Annotated in this window: 14 protein-coding genes and 1 pseudogene; 7 read left to right on the forward strand and 8 right to left on the reverse strand. The window is 59.1% G+C overall.

The window, feature by feature from the left end; genetic code table 11:
* Positions 1-147: 147 nt before the first annotated feature.
* Positions 148-348 (reverse strand): helix-turn-helix transcriptional regulator, encoded by a 201-nt coding sequence (locus THI_RS18595; protein ID WP_141130637.1) that lies wholly within the window; start codon positions 346-348, stop codon positions 148-150.
* 404 nt (positions 349-752) lie between these two features.
* On the opposite strand from THI_RS18595, the pseudogene THI_RS16035 reads away from it, so the two are divergent.
* From THI_RS16035 to THI_RS16045, 3 genes and pseudogenes are all read left to right on the forward strand, one after another.
* Positions 753-2,294, forward strand: a pseudogene (locus THI_RS16035) (type I restriction-modification system subunit M).
* Positions 2,291-3,472, forward strand: coding sequence for a restriction endonuclease subunit S (locus THI_RS18600; RefSeq protein ID WP_013107313.1), 1,182 nt, complete (start codon positions 2,291-2,293; stop codon positions 3,470-3,472). The pseudogene THI_RS16035 and the gene THI_RS18600 overlap by 4 nt, the downstream one beginning before the upstream one ends.
* The gene (locus THI_RS16045; RefSeq protein WP_013107314.1) at positions 3,473-6,874 is read left to right on the forward strand and encodes a DEAD/DEAH box helicase family protein; all 3,402 of its coding nucleotides are present in this window, start codon (positions 3,473-3,475) and stop codon (positions 6,872-6,874) included.
* A 566-nt stretch (positions 6,875-7,440) separates the two neighbouring features.
* On the opposite strand, the gene THI_RS19435 is transcribed toward THI_RS16045, so the two are convergent.
* The 3 genes from THI_RS19435 to THI_RS16060 all read right to left on the reverse strand — a co-directional run bounded on the left by THI_RS19435 (position 7,441) and on the right by THI_RS16060 (position 11,453).
* On the reverse strand, positions 7,441-8,337 hold the full coding sequence (locus THI_RS19435; protein ID WP_141130639.1) for a hypothetical protein: 897 nt from the start codon (positions 8,335-8,337) through the stop codon (positions 7,441-7,443).
* Between the two features lie 524 nt (positions 8,338-8,861).
* Positions 8,862-10,013: a UvrD-helicase domain-containing protein gene (locus THI_RS16055; protein WP_013107317.1), complete on the reverse strand. Its 1,152-nt coding sequence runs from the start codon at positions 10,011-10,013 to the stop codon at positions 8,862-8,864.
* Between the two features lie 18 nt (positions 10,014-10,031).
* Positions 10,032-11,453: a protein kinase domain-containing protein gene (locus tag THI_RS16060; protein ID WP_041609049.1), complete on the reverse strand. Its 1,422-nt coding sequence runs from the start codon at positions 11,451-11,453 to the stop codon at positions 10,032-10,034.
* Between THI_RS16060 and THI_RS16065 the strand changes: the two genes are divergently transcribed.
* The 4 genes from THI_RS16065 (at position 11,452) to THI_RS16080 (ending at position 15,928) form a co-directional block, all read left to right on the forward strand.
* Positions 11,452-12,042 (forward strand): HNH endonuclease, encoded by a 591-nt coding sequence (locus tag THI_RS16065; RefSeq protein WP_050985994.1) that lies wholly within the window; start codon positions 11,452-11,454, stop codon positions 12,040-12,042. The two genes, THI_RS16060 and THI_RS16065, sit on opposite strands and share 2 nt — an antisense overlap.
* Positions 12,043-12,304: 262 nt before the next feature.
* A complete protein-coding gene (locus tag THI_RS18970; protein ID WP_041609050.1) occupies positions 12,305-12,949 on the forward strand; it encodes a hypothetical protein in 645 nt (214 codons plus the stop codon).
* The gene (locus tag THI_RS18190; RefSeq protein WP_013107321.1) at positions 12,930-13,529 is read left to right on the forward strand and encodes an RES family NAD+ phosphorylase; all 600 of its coding nucleotides are present in this window, start codon (positions 12,930-12,932) and stop codon (positions 13,527-13,529) included. The genes THI_RS18970 and THI_RS18190 overlap by 20 nt, the downstream gene beginning before the upstream one ends.
* An 893-nt stretch (positions 13,530-14,422) precedes the next feature.
* Positions 14,423-15,928, forward strand: coding sequence for an amidase (locus THI_RS16080; protein ID WP_013107323.1), 1,506 nt, complete (start codon positions 14,423-14,425; stop codon positions 15,926-15,928).
* 43 nt (positions 15,929-15,971) lie between these two features.
* Here the strand turns inward: THI_RS16080 and THI_RS16085 are convergent, their stop codons facing one another.
* From THI_RS16085 to THI_RS16100, 4 genes are all read right to left on the reverse strand, one after another.
* A complete protein-coding gene (locus THI_RS16085) occupies positions 15,972-17,174 on the reverse strand; it encodes a TsoY family (seleno)protein (protein ID WP_013107324.1) in 1,203 nt (400 codons plus the stop codon).
* Positions 17,175-17,382: 208 nt separating this feature from the next.
* Positions 17,383-17,934 carry a chorismate--pyruvate lyase family protein gene (locus THI_RS16090; protein ID WP_013107325.1) on the reverse strand — a complete coding sequence of 184 codons (552 nt, stop codon included), beginning with the start codon at positions 17,932-17,934 and terminating at the stop codon, positions 17,383-17,385.
* 51 nt (positions 17,935-17,985) lie between these two features.
* Positions 17,986-18,651, reverse strand: coding sequence for a dienelactone hydrolase family protein (locus tag THI_RS16095; protein WP_013107326.1), 666 nt, complete (start codon positions 18,649-18,651; stop codon positions 17,986-17,988).
* A gap of 111 nt (positions 18,652-18,762) precedes the next feature.
* The gene (locus THI_RS16100; protein WP_013107327.1) at positions 18,763-19,674 is read right to left on the reverse strand and encodes a LysR family transcriptional regulator; all 912 of its coding nucleotides are present in this window, start codon (positions 19,672-19,674) and stop codon (positions 18,763-18,765) included.
* Between the last annotated feature and the right edge of the window lie 32 nt (positions 19,675-19,706).

Raw genomic sequence — 19,706 nt, forward strand, 5'->3', positions numbered from 1 at the left:
ATGAACGAAGGACTGTGGCGCCCTGCAAGGAAGCCACTACAAGAAATAGAAATGAGACCCAGGTTGCTCGACCCCCGACTCGCTGCATGACCTGCCACCCAAGCAGCGGCGTGCCCTTGCATTCGTCCGACGTGTACTGTCCCGAGGTCAGGGTGCCCAGTTTTCTTGGGCTCCAAAACACCGGGCGCGCCATCGGTCAATGGCCTTGGCCGACCAATAATTGAACCGACCAACGCGCACTGGCGGGGGAAACCGGGCTTCCTTCACCATATATTCGAGGCAGCGTGCCGAGATGTTGAGAAGTTCACAAACATCTGATTTTTTGAGCAATTCCATCGGTGCATTCATCACGATTCCTTTCAATTGACTATGGGCTCCCTTGACGTGCCGCGAGCCTGTCCTGGCTGATGCGCGTCAATCTGAACCGTGTAGGAAGTGCTTTGCCTTAAATTCGCGACGGCGCTTTTAAGAAAGATGGGGTGCTCTACCCACATACGATGGCGGCCCTCGAAGTGACATGAAAACAAGGCTATCGTGTCTGCGAACGCTTGGTTTACCCAGTGCTCCGTGTCACTCGGACCAAGCCGTCTATGGCCGGGTGCCTACCGTGGTCACACCTTGTTTAAACAAAGCCCAGGCTGTTCACCGCGCTGGGCTTTTTTACGTCGGCTTCGCCCGTCACGTTCCGAAGCGCATCGCGGCCCTTTCCCTAGCTACCATTGCGCGTCAAACAAAGACAAGCAAGGACGCACATGCTCACCGGGGAACTCCGCAGCCAAATCGACGCCATCTGGAACGCCTTCTGGTCCGGCGGCATCTCCAATCCCCTGGAGGTGATGGAGCAAATTACTTACCTGCTGTTCATCCGCCGCCTGGACGAAACCCACACCCTGGAAGAAGGCCGCGCCCTCGTCCTGAAGCTCCCGATGGAGAACCGCGTCTTCCCGACGGGCAAAGACGCTAGGGGTCGCCCCTACGACGACCTGCGGTGGTCGCGCTTCAAGAACTTCGCACCGGCCGAGATGTTCACCGTCGTGGGCGAACACGTCTTTCCCTTCCTGCGCACCATGGGCGGCGATGGCTCGACCTACAGCCACCACATGAAGGATGCCCGCTTCACCATTCCCACGCCGGGCCTGCTGGCCAAAGTGGTGGACATGCTCGACCACGTCGCCATGGACGACCGGGACACAAAGGGCGACATCTACGAGTACATGCTGGGCAAGATTGCCAGCGCCGGGCAGAACGGCCAGTTCCGCACCCCGCGGCACATCATCAAGCTGATGGTGGAACTCACCGCGCCCACCGCAAGGGATGTGATTTGCGACCCGGCCAGCGGCACCTGTGGCTTCCTGGTCGCTGCCGGGGAATATCTGCGTGAGAAACACCCGGAGGTCCTGAGCGACGCCAACGCCCGCTGGCACTTCCACCATGCCATGTTCCACGGCTACGACTTCGACCACACCATGCTGCGCATCGGCAGCATGAACATGGCGCTGCACGGCGTCGAGAACCCGGACATCCGCTAAAAGGATTCGCTCGCGCAGGACCACGCGAGCGACGAAGAAAAGTACAGCCTCATCCTCGCCAATCCCCCCTTCGCCGGTAGCTTGGACTACGAGAACACCGCCAAAGACTTGCTGGCCCTGGTCAAGACCAAGAAGACCGAGCTGTTGTTTCTCGCCCTGTTCCTGCGTCTGCTCAAACCGGGCGGTCGCGCCGCCGTCATCGTGCCCGACGGCGTGTTGTTTGGTTCCAGCAAAGCGCACAAGGAGCTGCGCCGGATGATTGTTGAGGACCAGAAGCTCGACGGGGTCATCTCCTTGCCGTCCGGGGCTTTCAAGCCCTATGCCGGCGTCTCTACCGCCATCCTGCTGTTCACCAAGACCAACTCGGGAGGCACCGACCAGGTCTGGTTCTATGACCTGCAAGCCGATGGCTGGAGCCTGGATGACAAGCGTCAGCCCTTGCTGGACGAGGACAAGCTGGGCGTGAGTCCGGCAAAGACCTTGTCAGACGCCGAGCACGCCAAGAACAACCTGCCGGATGCCCTAGCCCGATGGAAGCAACGCGACGGCAGTGAGCGCCAACGCCCCCGCACCGCACAGAGTTTCTGCGTAAGCAAGGCGGACATCGCGGCGCAGGGCTACGACCTGTCCATTAACCGCTACAAGGAAGTGGTGCACGAGGCGGTGGAGCATGAGCACCCGCTGGAGATTCTGCAAAAGCTGAAGCAGTTGGAGGCGGAGATTCAAGAGGGGATGGCGGAGCTTGAGGGAATGATTAGTCAATGAGCGGCTTCCCATCACTCCCTCTTCGTGAGGTTGCGCTTCTGAATCCTCGATTGGGCGAAAAGCTGGACGCCAATGCCTTTGTATCTTTCGTTCCGATGGCATCGCTATCGGCAGAAGATGCAAAGGTGACATCTGTCGAGCAAAGGCCCTACGCCGAGGTCAGCAAGGGCTACACGCCATTTAAATCCGGTGATGTATTGGTGGCAAAAATCACGCCATGTTTCGAAAACGGAAAAATCTCACAGGTTCTTTTACCGGAAACATACGGGTTTGGCTCTACAGAATTCCATGTTGTTAGACCGTTACCGAATAAATCCGACGCTCGATATCTACATCACTTCCTTCGTCTAGGCACCATTCGTATTGAAGGTGAGCGCAGAATGACCGGTAGTGGGGGGCAGCGCCGCGTTCCCGAAAATTTTTTGGCGGAACTCAGTATTCCTCTCCCACCCGTCCCCGAACAACGCCGCATCGCCGCCATCCTCGACCAAGCTGACGCCCTCCGCGCCAAGCGCCGGGAAGCCTTGGCGCAACTCGACAAGCTCACCCAGGCGATTTTTGTGGAGATGTTTGGGGACCTAGAATCAAATGTTAATGGCCTCCCTGTTACAAATCTCGAAGATTTATGCGTACGCGTTACTGACGGAACACACCAATCACCGAAATGGGAGCCTGACGGTATTCCATTTTTGTTTATTAGCAACATTCTCAATGGTGAAATTTCCTACAGCACGGAAAAATTCATCTCCCGCGAAACCTATCATGAATTGACCAGACGATGCGCAATCGATGCAGGAGATATTCTTTTTACAACGGTCGGGTCATATGGGAATACGGCTGTTGTTTCTGGTGAGCGTGAGTTCTGCTTTCAGCGGCATATTGCTCATATCAAGCCAAACGCCGAGAAGCTCGATTCATCATTTTGTGCCGCAATGCTTGAATCAGCTAGTGTTCGGCGGCAAATAGATAAAGTTGCTCGTGGAGTAGCCCAAAAAACAATTAATCTCGCTGATTTAAAAGCATTGCGTGTATTTTACCCTCCTATAGAAAAGCAAAAGAGTTTTACGACCAAGCAAGGACTCGTGAAATCAATTAAGGCAATTCAGGCCCAATCATTGCGCGAGTTTGACGACCTTTTCGTCACCCTCCAACACCGCGCCTTCCGTGGAGAACTCTGAGTGAGCAACTTCGCCTTCCTCCAGCCCGAATGGCCTTTGTTTTTCGAAGCGGCCAGCAAGGCCGAAGGATTGGCGAATACCGATGCCCGTGCCGCCTGCTTCTACGCCCGTCGCACCCTGGAGTTGGCCGTATCGTGGATGTACGCCAATGACAAATCCCTACGCCAGCCTTACCAGGACAACCTGAGCGCCTTCATCCACGAGCCCACCTTCAAGGCCACTGTGGGCGAGGCCTTGTTCACCAAGGCCCGGCTTATCAAAGACCTGGGCAATATGGCGGTGCATGGGGCCAAGAAGATGGCCCCGGCAGATGCGGTCAATGCCACCCGCGAGCTGTTCCACCTCTGCTATTGGCTGGCCCGTACCTATGGCCGCACGCATCGCCCGTCTCCTGGCCAGACCTTCTCCCTCGCCCAGCTGCCCAAGGCGTCCACCGAAGCGCCGCAATCCGCCGAGCAACTGCTCCAGCTCGAAGCCCGGCTCAAGGAGCGTGACACCGCACTGGCCGCAGCCCAGCAGCACAACGCTGCGCTGGATGCCGAACTGCAAACCCTGCGCGAGGCCGTGGCCGCCGCGAAGAAGGCCAACACCGCCGAGCCGGACACCCACGACTACTCCGAAGCCGACACTCGCAAGGCCTTCATCGACGTGCTGCTCAAAGAAGCAGGCTGGACCCTCGACCCGGCGGTGAGCCACGAGGTGGAAGTCACCGGCATGCCCAATAACGCAGGCCTCGGCTATGTGGACTATGTGCTGTGGGGCGACGACAGCAAGCCGCTGGCGCTCATCGAGGCCAAGCGCACCACCAGGAACCCGCAGGAAGGCCAGCAACAGGCCAAGCTCTATGCAGACTGCCTAGAGCAGCAGTATGGCCAACGCCCGGTCATCTTCTATTCCAACGGCTACGAACACTGGATTTGGGATGATGCGTCCTACCCGTCGCGTCCGGTGCAGGGGTTCTACAAGAAGGACGAGCTGGAACTGCTGATACAGCGGCGCAGCAGCCGCAAGCCCATGGCCGAGGCCGTCATCAACCCCGCCATCGTGGCGCGTTACTACCAAACCCGCGCCGTACGCCGGGTAAGCCAGTCCTTCGAGGGGGACCACCAGCGCAAGGCCCTGCTGGTCATGGCCACCGGCTCAGGCAAGACCCGCACCGTCATCGCCCTGGCCGATGTGCTCATGCGCTGCAACTGGGCCAAGCGCGTCCTGTTCCTGGCCGACCGCGTGGCCCTGGTCAACCAGGCGGTCAAGGCGTTCAAGACGCACTTGCCCGATGCGGCCCCCGTCAACCTGGTGACCGAGAAGAACACCGATGGCCGGGTGTACGTCTGCACCTACCCGACCATGATGGGTTTGATAGACGAGGTGTCGAATGCCCAGCGCCGCTTTGGCGTGGGCCACTTCGACCTCATCGTCATCGACGAAGCGCACCGCTCCGTCTACCAAAAGTACCGGGCCATCTTCGACTACTTCGACGCCTTCCTGGTGGGCCTGACGGCCACGCCCAAAGACGAGATTGACCACAACACCTACGGCCTGTTCGGACTGGAAGACGGGGTACCCACCGACGCCTACGGCCTGGACGAAGCGGTAGCAGACGGTCACCTGGTGCCGCCAGTGGCCATCTCGGTGCCGCTGAAGTTCCAGCGCGAGGGCATCAAGTACGACGACCTCACGGAAGAGGAGAAGGCGCGCTGGGACGAATTGGAGTGGGATGAAGACGGCAACACCCCGGACGAGGTGAATGCCGAGGCCATGAACAAATGGCTGTTCAATCAAGACACCATCGACAAGGTGCTGGCCACCCTGATGACCAAGGGACAGAAGGTGGCCGGCGGCGACCGCCTGGGCAAGACCATCATCTTCGCCAAGAACAACGACCATGCCGATTTCATCGGCAAGCGCTTCGACGCCAACTATCCGCACTACAAGGGTCACTTCGCCCGGGTGGTGACCTACAAGACCGAGTACGCGCAGAGCCTCATCGATGACTTCTCCAACAAGGAGAAGATGCCGCATATCGCCATCTCGGTGGACATGCTCGACACCGGCATTGACGTGCCCGAGGTGGTGAACCTGGTGTTCTTCAAGGTGGTGCGTTCCAAGACCAAATTCTGGCAGATGGTGGGACGCGGCACGCGGCTGTGCCCCGGCCTGTTTGGCCCCGGTGACGACAAACAAAACTTCTACATCTTCGACTATTGCCAGAACCTCGAATTCTTCAGTCAGAACCCGGACTTCAAAGAAGGCACCGCCGCCGAACCCTTGAGCAAGCGGCTGTTCAAGGCGCGCCTGGAGATGATTGGCGAACTCGACGCCAAGGCAGAGACCCAGCCGTATGTCGGCGAGGGAACGACGCCGTATGGTGGGTACCCCACGCCGGCCGAACTGCGCGCTGATACGGCCAGCCTGCTCCATGAGATTGTTGCGGCGATGAAGCTGGACAACTTCGTGGTGCGGCCGCAGCGCCAATATGTGGAGAAGTTCGCCAAGACCGACGCCTGGCACAAGCTCGGCCCGGAAGAAATGCATGAGCTGACGACCAAGGTTGCAGGGCTGCCGACGGAACTGACTGATGAAGACGAGGACGCCAAGCGCTTCGACCTGCTGGTGCTACGCACGCAACTGGCCATCCTGCAAGCCAAGCCCGATTTCGCGAGCTTGAAGGCCAAGATTCAAGCCATCGCCAGCGCCCTGGAAGACGAGATGGCCATCCCCGCCATCAAAGCCGAGGCGGTACTCATTCAATCGGTGGCGAGCGACGAGTGGTGGGAAGACGTGACGGTGCCGATGTTGGAGACCGTGCGCAGGCGCCTACGCGCCCTGGTCAAGCTCATCCCCAAGGCGCAGAAGAAAATCGTCTACACGGATTTCGAGGACGAGTTGGGCGACGCCGCCACCATTGAGCTGCCCCAGGTCACGGCGGGCCTGAACATGGCCAAGTTCAAAGAGAAGGCAAGGCAGTTTCTCAAGGCGCATGAATCGCACCTGGCGTTGCAGCGCCTACGCCGCAACCAGCCCCTGACGACAACCGACCTCGTCGAGCTGGAGAAGATGCTGATGGACGCCGGGGGGTCGAAGGCCCTCATCGACGAAGCGCGGGAGAAGAGTCACGGGCTGGGTATTTTCATCCGCTCCCTGGTCGGGCTTGACCGCGAGGCGGCGATGCAGGCCTTCAGCACCTTTCTACAAGGCACCACGGCCACACCCAATCAGATTGAGTTCATCGACCTCATCGTGCAGGAGCTGACGCAGAACGGCGTGATGGATGCCGACCGGCTGTTTCAGTCACCGTTCACGGATGTGAATGCGCAGGGGCCGCTGGGGATTTTTCCGCCGGCCAAGGTGACGGAAATTGTGCGGGTGCTGGAGGAAGTTCGGGGGCGAGCAGTCGGTTAACTGCTTGGACTGGGGCTGAGCTGTTCATCACGAGCGCACGCCAAACAGCCGCACCGCGGTATCTGGGCAGAAGCTCCAGAACGCGATATGTTCTCGAAGTAGAACGCTGAAGGGGGATGTAGGCAGAGGCACAAGCTAAAGCATTCAGAGCACAAAGGAAAGGCGCACCGTAGCGAGACCAGGGTGACTTGTCGTTGAGCCGGTGGAAGCGGAGACGATACGAAGCTCGATGCGAATTCCGCAATGATTGGCATAGTCCACCGATTTGTCGGTGGGCTGGCTTATTCTGCGGTTGGCGGCAACAGCAGATGCGCAAGTGGCTGAGAAATAATGACGAAAAGTGGCCAGTTCGCCGCTGAGCTGCACCCTTGGGTTTTCCGTAGCGCGTTGGAAGAGCAAGAGCTCGACCGCGAGCGTTTGTGGCTAATAGGAATGCAGGTGAGGTGCGGAAGAACCAGCTAAAACCCACTCGCGACCATCGACAAGCGCCGACTCGATACCTTCTTGAGCTTACCGTAGAGCATACTGCGCTAGCACTTGAACTCAAAACCCTGGGTGAAGCTCAACTAGGTGCTGCTCGAGTCCCGCCTCCTCCTCGAGCGGGCACCCTTTGTGGATAAAGCGATGGACTCGCTTTCGAGCCCCAATGTCTGTTGTTCGTTAGCCTGCACCGGCTGTTTCTCAACCAAATTCTTCACCCGTTGCGCCAGCGAAACGAATTGCGTCAGCGCCTCTTGGAGTGCCCGTTCGCGCGCCTTCGCCTCACTGGTTACTCGGGACTCAATGTCCGCACTTCCAGTCCCAAGGCGCACTTGGATAATGGCGCCGGGCACAATTTCGATGCTGAGAGTGCGCGGAAGCATCTTCGGAATGCCAGCAAGTTGTTCCACACCGTCGAAGGTGCTTGAAAGCCAAGAAAACTCCGCCCAGCCAATGTCTGCACTCGGCGCATCAAGCCAGTCGAAGTTGGGTCGAAGCAATCGCTCCGCGCCCTTCACGGCACGCAACCATGCTCCATCCCATGCGCGAGGACCCGCGAGAGCGGCTATGACTCCGAACCATGCAAACGCGACAGGCGCCACGCGACCAAATCGCTTGAGAAGGAATACATGCGAAGTGCCTCTTCCTACAAGAAAGGCCGCGGCGGCCAAGACGGGAGCAATCGTTTCGCCAAATTGCGACGGGTCTTGATTCAGCACCTCCAATGACAGTCTGTTGAAAGCAACCACCCGCTCCTCAATAGAGTCGCTCGAAAGTCCTGGGTAGTTTTTAAGCTGATTGAAGCTAACTAGTGGAGGGCTGCGCAAAAAGGCTGCAAAGTAAGTAGAGGCAGCCTCTACTACCAATAACGCCGCCTCTGATGCCGCGGTGTCCTCTAAAACAGCCGAACCGGCTATAGCCAAAACCGGTAGCAACTGGTCTACCGAAAGTGTGCGTCGCCCTAACCTCTGGTCTTGGGACACGGTTCGCAGCCTATCGACACATTGGCGAACCAAATTCCCATCGCCGAACAGCAGGTTTGTGCGCCCTATTGGTATCGAGAAGCAACTTGAGACCCTAGAAAGCGGCATCGCCTGCAACTCGGAATCGCCATCCGACTGGGCTAAAGCCTCGCCTACTGCCACGCATGCCCAGCGGTCAGCTCGATTTCTGACGCGACGCAGACTATCGGTTGCTTCGCCGAAGGCAGACCAGTCGCTCGCTAGCACGACTCGGGCGAACTGGCTAATTGGGGATACCTCATCAGCATATACGCGTAGCCAAGATAGCGTGTCCGCAGCGAACTCGTTTCCTAAAACCACAAGGGTAGGCAACAAATATGCATCCGTTCCTGCTTCAGCCGCGTAGGCGACCGCGAGCTTCCCACCCTTTACCTCGAGCGATGGGAAACTAGAGATGCTTGGTTTGAGAGAACTAGGCTCGCCTAGCAACACATCGAGCAAGTCTTCCCTACTGACCTCATGCCAACGGATAGTCGCCATAGTCATTAGTCAAATAGTTCGTCAATTTCAACGTGGCTCGGCTCAGCAAACGCGTTTTCCAGAGGATTGTTAGTCGCTCCGGTTCGGAAGACGTTGAGAGCTGTCTTTGCTCGTGTGATTGCGGTATAGCCGAGCCGCCTGCGATTGAGTGGATGGTTCGCAAGTTCTTCTGCGCCGTAGATGTGTACGGCCCGGAATTCCGTGCCTTTCGCGGCGTGGATTGTCATTATATGAATTCGCTTTTCAGATGAGAAGCTTGCGTCCTTTTCGACACCATGTGCGATAGTTATACCATGTAATTCTGTTTCATTAAATCGTGCTCGGAGTTCTGTGACAGACTCCCTTGTTCCGCAAATTATTCCTATGCTGTCGCCTTTGAAGGCATCGAGTTGAACCTGAATCAGTTCAAGCATGCGCGAAAACTGCTCGTCTCTACTTGAGCACGGATGCATGACTGCGCTAGATTCGCCCTGTGTTTTTGGATTGTAATTGGATGTTTCCTCAAGACTCGCTTTGCCTTCTTCCGGGGGTATCAATCGGTCCGCAACCCGTGCGATTCTCTGCCCAATTCGGAAGTGTCGCTTGAGCTCATATGGCGCAAGAGCAAGATTTTTTACCGCCGCCAAGCCATCTCTGCGATATATTCCTTGGTTCTCGTCTCCGCAAATACAAACATTATCGCTTAGCGAAAGTAGCGCGGCGAGTTCCTCAGCGGTGAAGTCCTGGGCTTCGTCAACAAAGATGGCGCTGTAAAGTCTCTTTGATTGTAGTGCGTTATTCGTCTCTTGAAGCAATCCAGTAATGGCCCTTCGTGTGCCTTCGTCAAAATCTTCACCCTTTGGAATTGCGCGTTGGCCGAGATTTTCTAAGATGTGCGACGCGGCCCAAGAATGGTATGTTTTTATCTGATTTGTCGCGATAAGTCCTGACGAGCTAATTCCGGTGCGTATGAAGTCGGCAAGCGCGTTTGTGTATGTAATAACCAAAACATTCTTTTCCCCCGTCCCTGCAATGTATTGCGCTCGCAGAAGTAGAAGGTTTGTCTTTCCAGAGCCAGGTGGGCCGATTAAAGCGTAGCGACCGTGTGGCGGTAGTTGGATAAAAGCGATTTGGTCCGCATCTAATTCATTTTTGGAACGCCACCAGCTGGTTCGCATCTAAATCCCCTCTTGCGCTCATTCTAGGTTCATTAAGTGAAGCTTCACAATATCGGCACCGACAGCTTCGATTTGGTCTAACCCGAGGCCTACGCGGCGGGCGATTTCTGTTGAAATCAACTGAACCGCCTCGTCCTCGCCAGATTGTATTGCTATGACCGCCGTTGGCTTCTTCAATTGTGGCTGCCCTGAAATCTCGCCTTTACCGCAACACAAGATGCGTGCGCCGACCTCGACATTTGCAGTTTTTTCGTAGATTTGAGACTGCCATGCAAAGACAACAACACACTCAATGTCAATTTGACTATTGGGCGAAAAGCGACACTTCACGCTAGACGGCTCGCCTGGGTCTGAAGCCCGCATGGTCAACGGGAGGTTGGTTTCACATATACCAATTAGCTCTGTTCGCAGGCGTTCCGAAAATCGTCGAATATATTCATTACGCTCGAATGTTAATTTGGCGGCGGGAGCTTCATTAGGTTGGCCTACCAAACATGCAAGCCCCTTGGACAGGCGGTCTCGAAGGGCTGCCTTGGGGTCCAAATCACCCTCCAGTAGGAAGTCCTCCCACCCAACAAGTGCGAGGCGCGTATCGATATCCTTTGTAAGGCAACGTATTGCCAGTGCTTTCAATCCAGGAAGCCGATGCGGTTCTGTGTCAGAAAATGTCGGTTGTTTCATTAGAACCGCGCGTGCGACTAACCACCGGTTTCCAAGATTTACTTCATATTGAAAAAGTGCCTCTTTTTTAATTAAGTCATGAAGTATAGCGCCGACTTGGTAGAAGTTTAGGCCGCGCCATAGTTTCTCCGTTGGCTCATCTAAGCGGAAAAGGTACTCGGGTGAGCTGTATTGTGCAGTAGCTAGGAACGGGCGGCGCGCGCCACTATCGGTCACAGTGGCATCGCTCTCATCAAGCCAGTCAAACTCGCGCACGACGCCTAGGTCTAGGAGCTTTATAGTCTTGTAATCTAGTGAGACGTGGATGTTTTCTGGTTTTATGTCGCGATGCACGATTTTCAAGCCATCAAGGTATCGGACTGCATCGACGAGCTGGGTGATAAGGGGAACGATGGTTTCATCTGGCACGTCGCGTAGCTTCCGCGCGAGCTGCGGCCAGTCGACGAATTCCATTTCAATGAAGGCGGTATCCTCAGCTTCGTCGACCCGGTATGTTTGAACAAGACTTGGGCAGGTATGCCCGATTAGCCTGCGTTGCACGTGCAGGCGTCTTCGTTCAGCCGCGCCACCAGGGCCATGGAAGAGCGCTGGGTCAAAGGCCTTGACGGCGCGTACGTCTTGTCCACGCTGAACGCGAAAGACGGCTGCCGAGCCACCAGCATCCAAAAATTTGAGCTCGTCGTATCCACCGGTTGCCTGCAGGAAGCGCGTTAGCCTCGCGGTGAGGTCTTGGACTATCGTCTGGTCTAGGGTCGGCATGGCGATGTTTTCCTCGAGGCGAAGATACCAGTTAGCTGCTTGGGAAAGCTCCAAAATTCTGAGGAACCTACTCGACAAGCTCTACCGCATTCTCCGGCGCGCTGCGGCCATTGCCCGAACGATGCCTAACCGGGTCGCCGACCAATTCCGACACGCTGTGCAGGCGCTGCCCGCTACAACCGAAGCCGAGCGCCTGGTGATTCAAAGGATTGGGCAAGACCTTTTCAGGAACGCACTGCTTGATTACTGGCAAGGGCGATGCTGCGTAACGAACCTAGCGGTTCCGGGCTTGCTCCGGGCATCGCACATCAAACCCTGGGCCAAGTGCGTCGAAGACGACGAACGTCTGGACGTTTTCAATGGCTTGCTCTTGGCGCCCCATGTAGACGCCCTGTTCGATGGCGGTTGGATTTCCTTCTCAGACCAGGGTTGTCTCATTGTTTCTGCGGCGCTCCCCGCAGACGCCCGCCAACAGCTCGGCATCTCGCCGCAGTGGGCTATTCATGGGTTGAAACCCGCGCATATCCGCTACTTGCAATTCCACCGGGATTTCGTGCTGATGCAGGGGGCAACGGGTTCGATGACGTAAGCAGCTATCTCTCTCAAGTCCCGCAGAACCTCTTCAAAGGCTGCCCGGCCGAGGCGTTCTGGCTTCCGACGCTGAGTTGACCAGCGAGCGCGGTCTAGGCCGCGCGCTGAAGCCCTTGCTTGCCATCACCCGGCAGCCCGCTGGTTTCTGGAAGAGCCCTCAACCGCCCCTCCCGGTCGCAGCGGTGCCGCCTTCCAAGCACCGGGGGTTTTCGCCGTTTTCGCGATTTGCGGCGATTTCGATTCGATGCTAGTCTATGCCGATGAACACTGCTGACCTCAAAAGCCTGCCTGCACCGGCGCGCAACTACATCAAAAGGCTGGAGACCAAGGTCTCTCGGCTCGAGAAAACGCTCACCCAGGCCCTCGCCCAAATGAATCGGCAGGGGAGGATTGCTTCGGTGAAGAAGGCCCGTGTTCTGCCGGAGTCGCGTATTCGACGAGCCAAGGCTGCGCCAGTCGCGGGGCACGCGACCCCGGCACACACTGGACTGGCCGCTTCGGTCGCTCAAAGCGAAGCGGCCAAAGTTGAATGGGTCACCTCCGGGGAGGTCATTTCGGCTAAAACGCTTGCTGACGCCTGGGGTCTCACCCCGCAAGCCTTGGGGCCAGCTGCGGCCCGTGGCGAGGTGTTTGCCATCGTGGTCAAGAGCCATCGTTACTATCCCAAGGAGTTTCTCGAGCTCAATCGAGATGACGTCGGCGCCGTGTGCATGGCGCTGGGCGCCTTATCACCGTCGGAGAAGCTCATCTTCTGGAAGCGGGCTCATGGCGCGCTGGGCGGCAAAACCGTGCTTCAGTCGCTGGCGGGCAAGAATACCGACGCACAGCTTGCCCGTGTCACCCAACTCGCCCAAGCCTGGGCTGCCGAAGCAAACGCCGAGACCGATGTCGCTGAGGCTGCCTGACCCCGGGAGCTTCGAGCAGTTGCTCGAAGAGGTCCGAGTCCGTGCGGATACGCTGGTTCGGCTGTCCAAATTCCCCAAGACCGAGCCGTACTGGTCGCGTGGTCGTTACCGCTTCGACGGGCCACCGATAGGGCTGCCCGGCAGCTTTGGCACTTGCTATGCCGCAGACGATATCGCGGTTGCTTTTTGCGAATCGGTCATCCACGAAAGCGCCTGGTTCAGAAAGGGTCGTTACGAAATTCCCCTGGCCGACCTGACGTCTCGACACGTCGTGCGGCTGCGGCGACCGGGGGCTCCCGACTTGGTGCTGGCCGACCTCACGGGCAAGGCCCTGAAAACGCTCGGCCTCAACAACGACATCAGCGCTGGCAGCGACTACACCGCGTCTATGGCCTGGGCCAAAGCTATCCACGAGGCCGACCCCAAGTGGGACGGTATCCGATACGTCTCACGCCAACACAACGACCGATACGCCGTCGCCCTGTTCGAGCGAAGCGGCATCACCCGGGCGCGCACCTACAAGCTCGCAGGCGAGGCCTTTGACGCGCTCTGCGATGAGTACCACGTCACAGCCATCTGAGCGCGGCTACTCAGCCGCCAGGGCGGCGGCAGGTCAAGAGCCGCTTCGCGGAGGGAACGAACGGCCTGCGGCCGTTTGTTCTCTCGGCTATCGCCGAGAGAACTGTTTTTTAGAGTTTTAAACCCCTCTTATTGCAAAGGGACATTCGGATGGTGGTGAGGACTTGAGCTTCGAGCCAAACGCCCCCTAGCCCGCTCGACCAGAGCCAGGTTCGCGTTTGGCTCGAAAAGCGGAGATTCGGACGTATGGCGCCGGACCGTCGCAACGAGCATGCAGGTCGCGCGGTTGCGCCTGCACTCAGCCAGACTCTGGACAAAATTCCGCTTGTCCCTGCCTCACCTCTAGCTGTCACGCCCAGTGTGCGCCCCTGGCTCCCGCTTGACGCTTGCGAACGACTCGTTCACATTGTCGGCCGCGGGGTGTTGAGCCCTCTCCTCCGACCAAGCGTGTAGCGAGCTTTTTTAAACGTTTGGCCAGGTGCGATTCGGGAGGTGAGGCCACGGCTTTTCAACGTTGGTTCAGCATGGCGTTGGAACCGCCCATTGCTGTACACTTTTGCCGTGTCATTTTGTGCCAAAAATTGTGCCAATGACACCGGGAATCAAGTGCGGGTGATTGCGGATGAGTGCGCACAAGTGCTTGATATTGTTGAATAGTGCGTGATGTCTAGACCCGGAAACAGCCCCTGAAATGGCTTGAAAATCCGCGTGTCGGCAGTTCGATTCTGCCCCTGGCCACCAAGTGGATTCAACAACTTAGCCCCGCCTAACCCGCGGGGCTTTGTTTTTTATGCCAAATTTTGTGCCAAATCTCCCGCCTAAAGAGCGCTGAGGGCCTCCCCTCATCGGGAGGCCTTTTTGTTTCCCGCTGGATGTGCTTTCATTGAGCACGACATGTCGACTCAAAATCCATCTGCCATTTCGTCTCACATTCCGGATGCCCTGGATCTTGCTGAGCGTATCCGCCGTGGCGAGTGTGATGCTGCGGAGGTCTTGCTAAGCGCCATCGCGCGCTGTGATGCGATCAATCCGCGAATCAATGCCGTCATCGGAGATTTGCGCGAGCACGCCAAAGCCGGGTTGAAGCACGCGCGCACCGGGGACGCCCCGTTTGCGGGTGTTCCGTTTCTGCTCAAGGACCTGAGCATGGATCTGGCCGGGTACGGTACCAGCCAGGGCAATGCTGCGTTGGCCCGCAGACCAGTGGCGCAGACCGACGCGGTCGTGCGGCGGTGGGAGCAGGCCGGGCTGTTGATTTTCGGCAAGACCAATACGCCGGAGCTGGGCTTGAAGGCCATCACCGAGCCGGTGGCGTTTGGGCCGACGCGCAATCCGTGGAATCTCGACCACACACCCGGCGGCTCTTCTGGGGGTGCCGCGGCTGCGGTGGCTGCGGGTATTGTGCCGGCGGCGGCTGCGGGAGACGGCGGAGGGTCGATCCGTATTCCGGCGGCTTATTGCGGTTTGTTCGGGCTCAAACCTTCGCGTGGGCGGGTGAGTTGTGCGCCTCAGTTCGATGAGCAGTGGGAGGGAGCCGTCAGCACCCATACGATTTCCCGCACGGTGCGCGACAGTGCGGCCCTGCTCGATGTCATCGCAGGCCCGGAGCCGGGCGATCCGTTCATCGTCCAGCCGCCGGCCCGGCCCTTTTCGCAGGAGCTGCAGGCGCCGACACAACGGCTGCGCATTGCACTGAGCACGGCTTCGCCCATCGGCGGCGCGGTCGATGCCGCTTGGTCGCGCGCCGCTTCGGATTGCGGGCAATTGCTGCAATCGCTGGGGCATCACGTCGAATGGATCGACCCCGTGGGCGACGGCATGCAACTGGCGCGCGACTACCTGACGATGTACTTCGGACAGGTGGCGGCGCAATTGACCTGGTGGCAGCAGCAGGGCGTGCCCGCTTCGGCTTTCGAGACGGACACCCAGGCTCTGGGGTTGATCGGACGCGGCCTTGCGGCGGGCGACTATGCCCTGGCGCGTGCGCGCTGGAACAGCCCGATGCGCGCGCTGGGCCAGTTGTTCACGCGCTTCGATCTCTACCTCACACCCACCTGCGCGCAACCTCCGGCTCGCATCGGCGAGCTGGCGGCGCCAAGGTGGCAGCGCACGGCGTTGCAACTGATTCTGCGGTTCGGGCTCGACGGGGTGTTGCGCCGCAGCGGTCTGGTGGAGCAACTCGCCTTCGACAATCTGCACCGCACCCCGTTCACCCAATTGGCCAACCTCACCGGCACGCCAGCGATGTCTGTTCCATGGGCCCTGGACGACAACGGTTTGCCCGTGGGCGTGCAGTTCGGCGCCGCCTGGGGGCGTGAAGACTTGCTGTTTCAACTGGCCACTCAACTGGAACAGGAACGCCCCTGGGGGCATTGGCGCCCGCCAGTCTTTGCCGCATGAAAAAAAGGACGCCGAGGCGTCCTTTTTTGCCTACCGAGCGGCGTCAGGCCGACACCAGTTGCAGGCGCGGCTTGATCAGCATCTTGCCAAACAGGCGGAAGTACACCTGAATGGTCTTGAGTTGCACGGCGATCAGGGGCGCCATGAGCAGGTAATACATCCATGAGCCCGCGCCCACCAACTTGGGAATCACCAGACCGAAGCTGATGAAGAACATGCCGAAGACGAAAAACGCCACGCCGGGGCAGATCAGCGCGAAGGCGCCCGCGTTGGATTTGGCGCCGCCGGCATAGTCGGCAAAGTAATTGACCTTTTTCATCACCGCATAGCCGATCAGGCCGAAGATCACCTGTAGCGACACGACCACCGTGGTGAACAGCAGCAGGTCCGTCGGATGGTTGGTGTTGCCGAATTGATGCGACAGACCCATGGACCAGCGAATCCAGGTGATGCCCAGCAGCGTGAGAATGGGGATGACGATCCACAGACTGCCCGCGGCCTGCGGCTGAATGCCGTGGCGCAGAATGGCGTCGAACCCGAGCACGATCTTGATGAGCAGCAACAGAATGGCCGCACTGGCGAAAAAGATCGACAGCACCATGGCGATGGCGTTGATCTCGCGGTGATGGCTCATGGCGCCGGGTGCAGCCAGGCCCACGGCCACCATCGCCAGAGCGAAGATCGACACCATCGGCGCCAGCGAGTTGTTCTCGGCGAAGTCGAACTGCGCATGCACGAACAGCCGGGTGAAGTAGGCGCCGAGAATGCGCAGGGCATAGATGCCCACGGCGAGGAAGGCGGCAATCGCGCCCGGATACATCCACTCCACCACGCTCCACAAATTCGGCACGAACACAGCGCCGAGGACGAAGGCGACGTTGATGGTCATCGCCAGGGTCAGCGGCACGGCCATGAGGTTGATTTCGGCGTTGGAGGTCAGCAGCTTTTTGTAGGCGTCGGTCTGGCGGAATAATTTGAACTCGCGCAGATTCCACGCCAGCAGCCAGAAATGCAGCACGGCAAACAGGATGATCGCCGCCAGATCGATCCCGATAAGCGCCGAATTAAGCGCATTACCCCCGGCCGTGAGCGCGGGCCACAGGTGATTGAACGTCACCATCGGCGTATCCGGGTGCGGCAGCAGGAACATGGGATAGATAAAAAACGACACCGCAAGCCCACCGGCGCTCAGTGCGGCGAGGAAGTACATCGGTGAATAGCGTTCTCGGAGGTTGTTGACCAGCATGGTGGTTCTCCTGGGAGAAAAAGGTGGGGAGATTGCGCAACGCGTGACATTCAGAATCTTGGCGTTGCAAGACGTTACAAATACAGGGCAGAGTATATAAATTCAAGCCCTGAAATATTTGACAGTTCGCAATTTCCACAAAATTCCTCCCGGAAAATCAAGGAGTTTTACCGTTACGGCGGGCGGGTCTGTGACTTTGGTCTCACTCTCAGCCCGAGAAAAAAACCTCGCTCACCCAGAGCCGCGAGCCGCCGTAAACGAAGGACGAACGCCGCGACCACAGCGCGTCTTCGCGGGCCCACCCGTTGAGGCGCGCCAGCCGCAGCAAGGGATGAGCCGCCGACAAACGCTTGACCCGCATAGCGCTGCGCCGGGTCTGCGGGCGCGTAAATACCGCATCGCCCACCGGCTTGACGCCCAGATGCCGCAGCAGCCGCCACGGCCCGTGCAGGGCGGACAGCGCGCACACGCTGTGCCCCAACACCCGCGGCACGCCGTCGGCCACCAGGAGCACGTCGCGGCGCCAGACCTTGCGGCCTTGCGGCAGGCCGAGCAGCGGATATTCATCGCGCAGGGCGCGCGCCGGGCCTTGGCGCAGCAGCCGCAACTCGAAGCGTGCGCTGCTGCGCCGCAAACGCCGGGTGAGCGAGCCCGGATCAGTCAGCCAGCTCTCGATGCCGCTGCGCCGCGCGGCGGGCAACGCGGGCGGCCAACACTCAGCGGCAGGGGCGGAAATACGGCGGATGCGGTGCAGGGCCATGAATGGATTGCGCAAATCCGTCAGTATCGCGCACGCCCTGCGGTAAACCTTTCAGCCGACATGCTTGGCGAAAAAGGCTAGCGCTCGCTCGCGCGCCAGCTGGGCGGCGGCTGCATCAAAGCTGGCGCGGGCGTCGCAGTTGAAACCGTGGTCGGCTTCGTACACATAGAACTCGGCTTGAGGGTTGGCCGCGCGCACGGCCTCACGATCGGCCTCTGAGATGTGGGCATCGCGCAGGCCGTAGTGAAACTGCAGCGGCGTCTGGGTTTTTTCGCCCACCAGCTGCACATTTCGGCCGCCGTAATAGCTCACTGCGGGCAGGCCATCCCGAATGGCCGTGAGGTAGGCAATGGTGCCGCCCCAGCAGTAGCCCACCACACCGACCTTGCCTGCAGCGGCCACGGCCTTGGCTGCAGCCTGCACCGAGGCGTGAGCGCGGTCGAAACCCAGCGCAGAAACGAGGGCGATGCCTTTTTCCATGCCGGCTTGGTCGTAGCCGAGTTCGACGTTTTTCTCCACACTGTCAAAAACGGCCGGCGCAATGGCGAGATAGCCCGCCGCCGCATAGCCATCGGCCACGCTGCGAATGTGCGCATTGACGCCAAAAATTTCCTGGACGACAACGATGCCGCCCTTGGGTTTGCCAGTAGGCTCGGCCAGATAGGCGCCGATGGTCTGGCCGTCGGCGGTGTGCAGGGTGAGGGTTTTATGGGTCATTCGAAGCTCCTTCGAGGGGTTTTCAGGGGTTGAAACCAGCATAGATTGTGCGGCGTTGGCGCTGAACTTGCCGCTCCGGCCAGCTTGCCCCGGCGCCCTGATCGGCCATGGTCACAGCAGTTGCACGCCGTCGAGATGCGTTGCAACACTCTGGCGTGCCATTTCCACCAGATCTCGCACATAAGGCCGCTGCGCCAGGTCTCGCGGCACGGTGGCGTGCAATTCGCTCCACAGCCCGCGCGGGCCGATGCGGCGGGCCTGCACATAACCACTGTCCAGCGAGGGTTTGAGCGCCCAGTTGGGCAGCGCTGCGACGCCGCGCCTGCTGGCGACGAGTTGCAGGATGGCGATGGTGAGTTCCGCCGTGCGGCGCGGTAGGCTGATGCCCGCAGGCTGCAGCACCTCGCGAATGAGGTCGATACGCTCATCCGGCGCGGGGTAGGTGATCAGCGTCTCGCCCTGAAGATCGACGGCGCGCACGCTGCGCTTCGCACACAGGGCATGGCCAGGTGGCAGCGCCAGCAGAATTTCAAAGCGAAACAGCGGCAGCGAAGCCCACTGCCGCCCGGGCGGGCGCAGCGCGCCGATCACTACATCGGCCTTGTCCTTGCTCAGCAGCGTGAGCGGGTCGCGGTGAAAGCCCGAGACCAGATCGACCTCGACATCGGGCCAGCGCTGACGAAAGGCGTCGAGCACCGGCATCAGCCATTCGAAGCAAGTGTGGCATTCGAGAACCACCCGCAGGGTGCCGCGAGTATCGCCCTGAATACGCTGCAAGTCTTGCTCGGCGGCCTGCTGCGCCTCGCGCATCTGCCGCGCCAGCGCCAGCAGACGCTCGCCCGCCGGGGTGAAGCGCAGGCCGCGCACGTCGCGCAGCAACAGCGGCATGCCGTAGTGATCCTCCAGCGCGCGCAACTGGTGCGACAGCGCCGACGGCGTGAGATGCACGGCCTCGGCCGCGGCGTTGATGCGACCGGTCTCGGCGATGGCGATAAGAGAGCGCAGATGGCGGAGTTCGAGCATGGCAGTCACAAGCTGAATGAAATTCAGCATAA

This window comes from Thiomonas arsenitoxydans, from assembly GCF_000253115.1.
Classification (GTDB): Bacteria; Pseudomonadota; Gammaproteobacteria; order Burkholderiales; family Burkholderiaceae_C; genus Thiomonas; species Thiomonas arsenitoxydans.

Coding starts and splice junctions, on each gene's coding strand:
- THI_RS18595 (WP_141130637.1), bottom strand. CDS start 348: ATGAATGCACCGATGGAATTGCTCAAAAAATCAGATGTTTGTGAACTT.
- THI_RS18600 (WP_013107313.1), top strand. CDS start 2,291: ATGAGCGGCTTCCCATCACTCCCTCTTCGTGAGGTTGCGCTTCTGAAT.
- THI_RS16055 (WP_013107317.1), bottom strand. CDS start 10,013: ATGCGAACCAGCTGGTGGCGTTCCAAAAATGAATTAGATGCGGACCAA.
- THI_RS16065 (WP_050985994.1), top strand. CDS start 11,452: ATGGCGATGTTTTCCTCGAGGCGAAGATACCAGTTAGCTGCTTGGGAA.
- THI_RS16060 (WP_041609049.1), bottom strand. CDS start 11,453: ATGCCGACCCTAGACCAGACGATAGTCCAAGACCTCACCGCGAGGCTA.
- THI_RS18970 (WP_041609050.1), top strand. CDS start 12,305: ATGAACACTGCTGACCTCAAAAGCCTGCCTGCACCGGCGCGCAACTAC.
- THI_RS18190 (WP_013107321.1), top strand. CDS start 12,930: ATGTCGCTGAGGCTGCCTGACCCCGGGAGCTTCGAGCAGTTGCTCGAA.
- THI_RS16080 (WP_013107323.1), top strand. CDS start 14,423: ATGTCGACTCAAAATCCATCTGCCATTTCGTCTCACATTCCGGATGCC.
- THI_RS16085 (WP_013107324.1), bottom strand. CDS start 17,174: ATGCTGGTCAACAACCTCCGAGAACGCTATTCACCGATGTACTTCCTC.
- THI_RS16090 (WP_013107325.1), bottom strand. CDS start 17,934: ATGGCCCTGCACCGCATCCGCCGTATTTCCGCCCCTGCCGCTGAGTGT.
- THI_RS16095 (WP_013107326.1), bottom strand. CDS start 18,651: ATGACCCATAAAACCCTCACCCTGCACACCGCCGACGGCCAGACCATC.
- THI_RS16100 (WP_013107327.1), bottom strand. CDS start 19,674: ATGCTCGAACTCCGCCATCTGCGCTCTCTTATCGCCATCGCCGAGACC.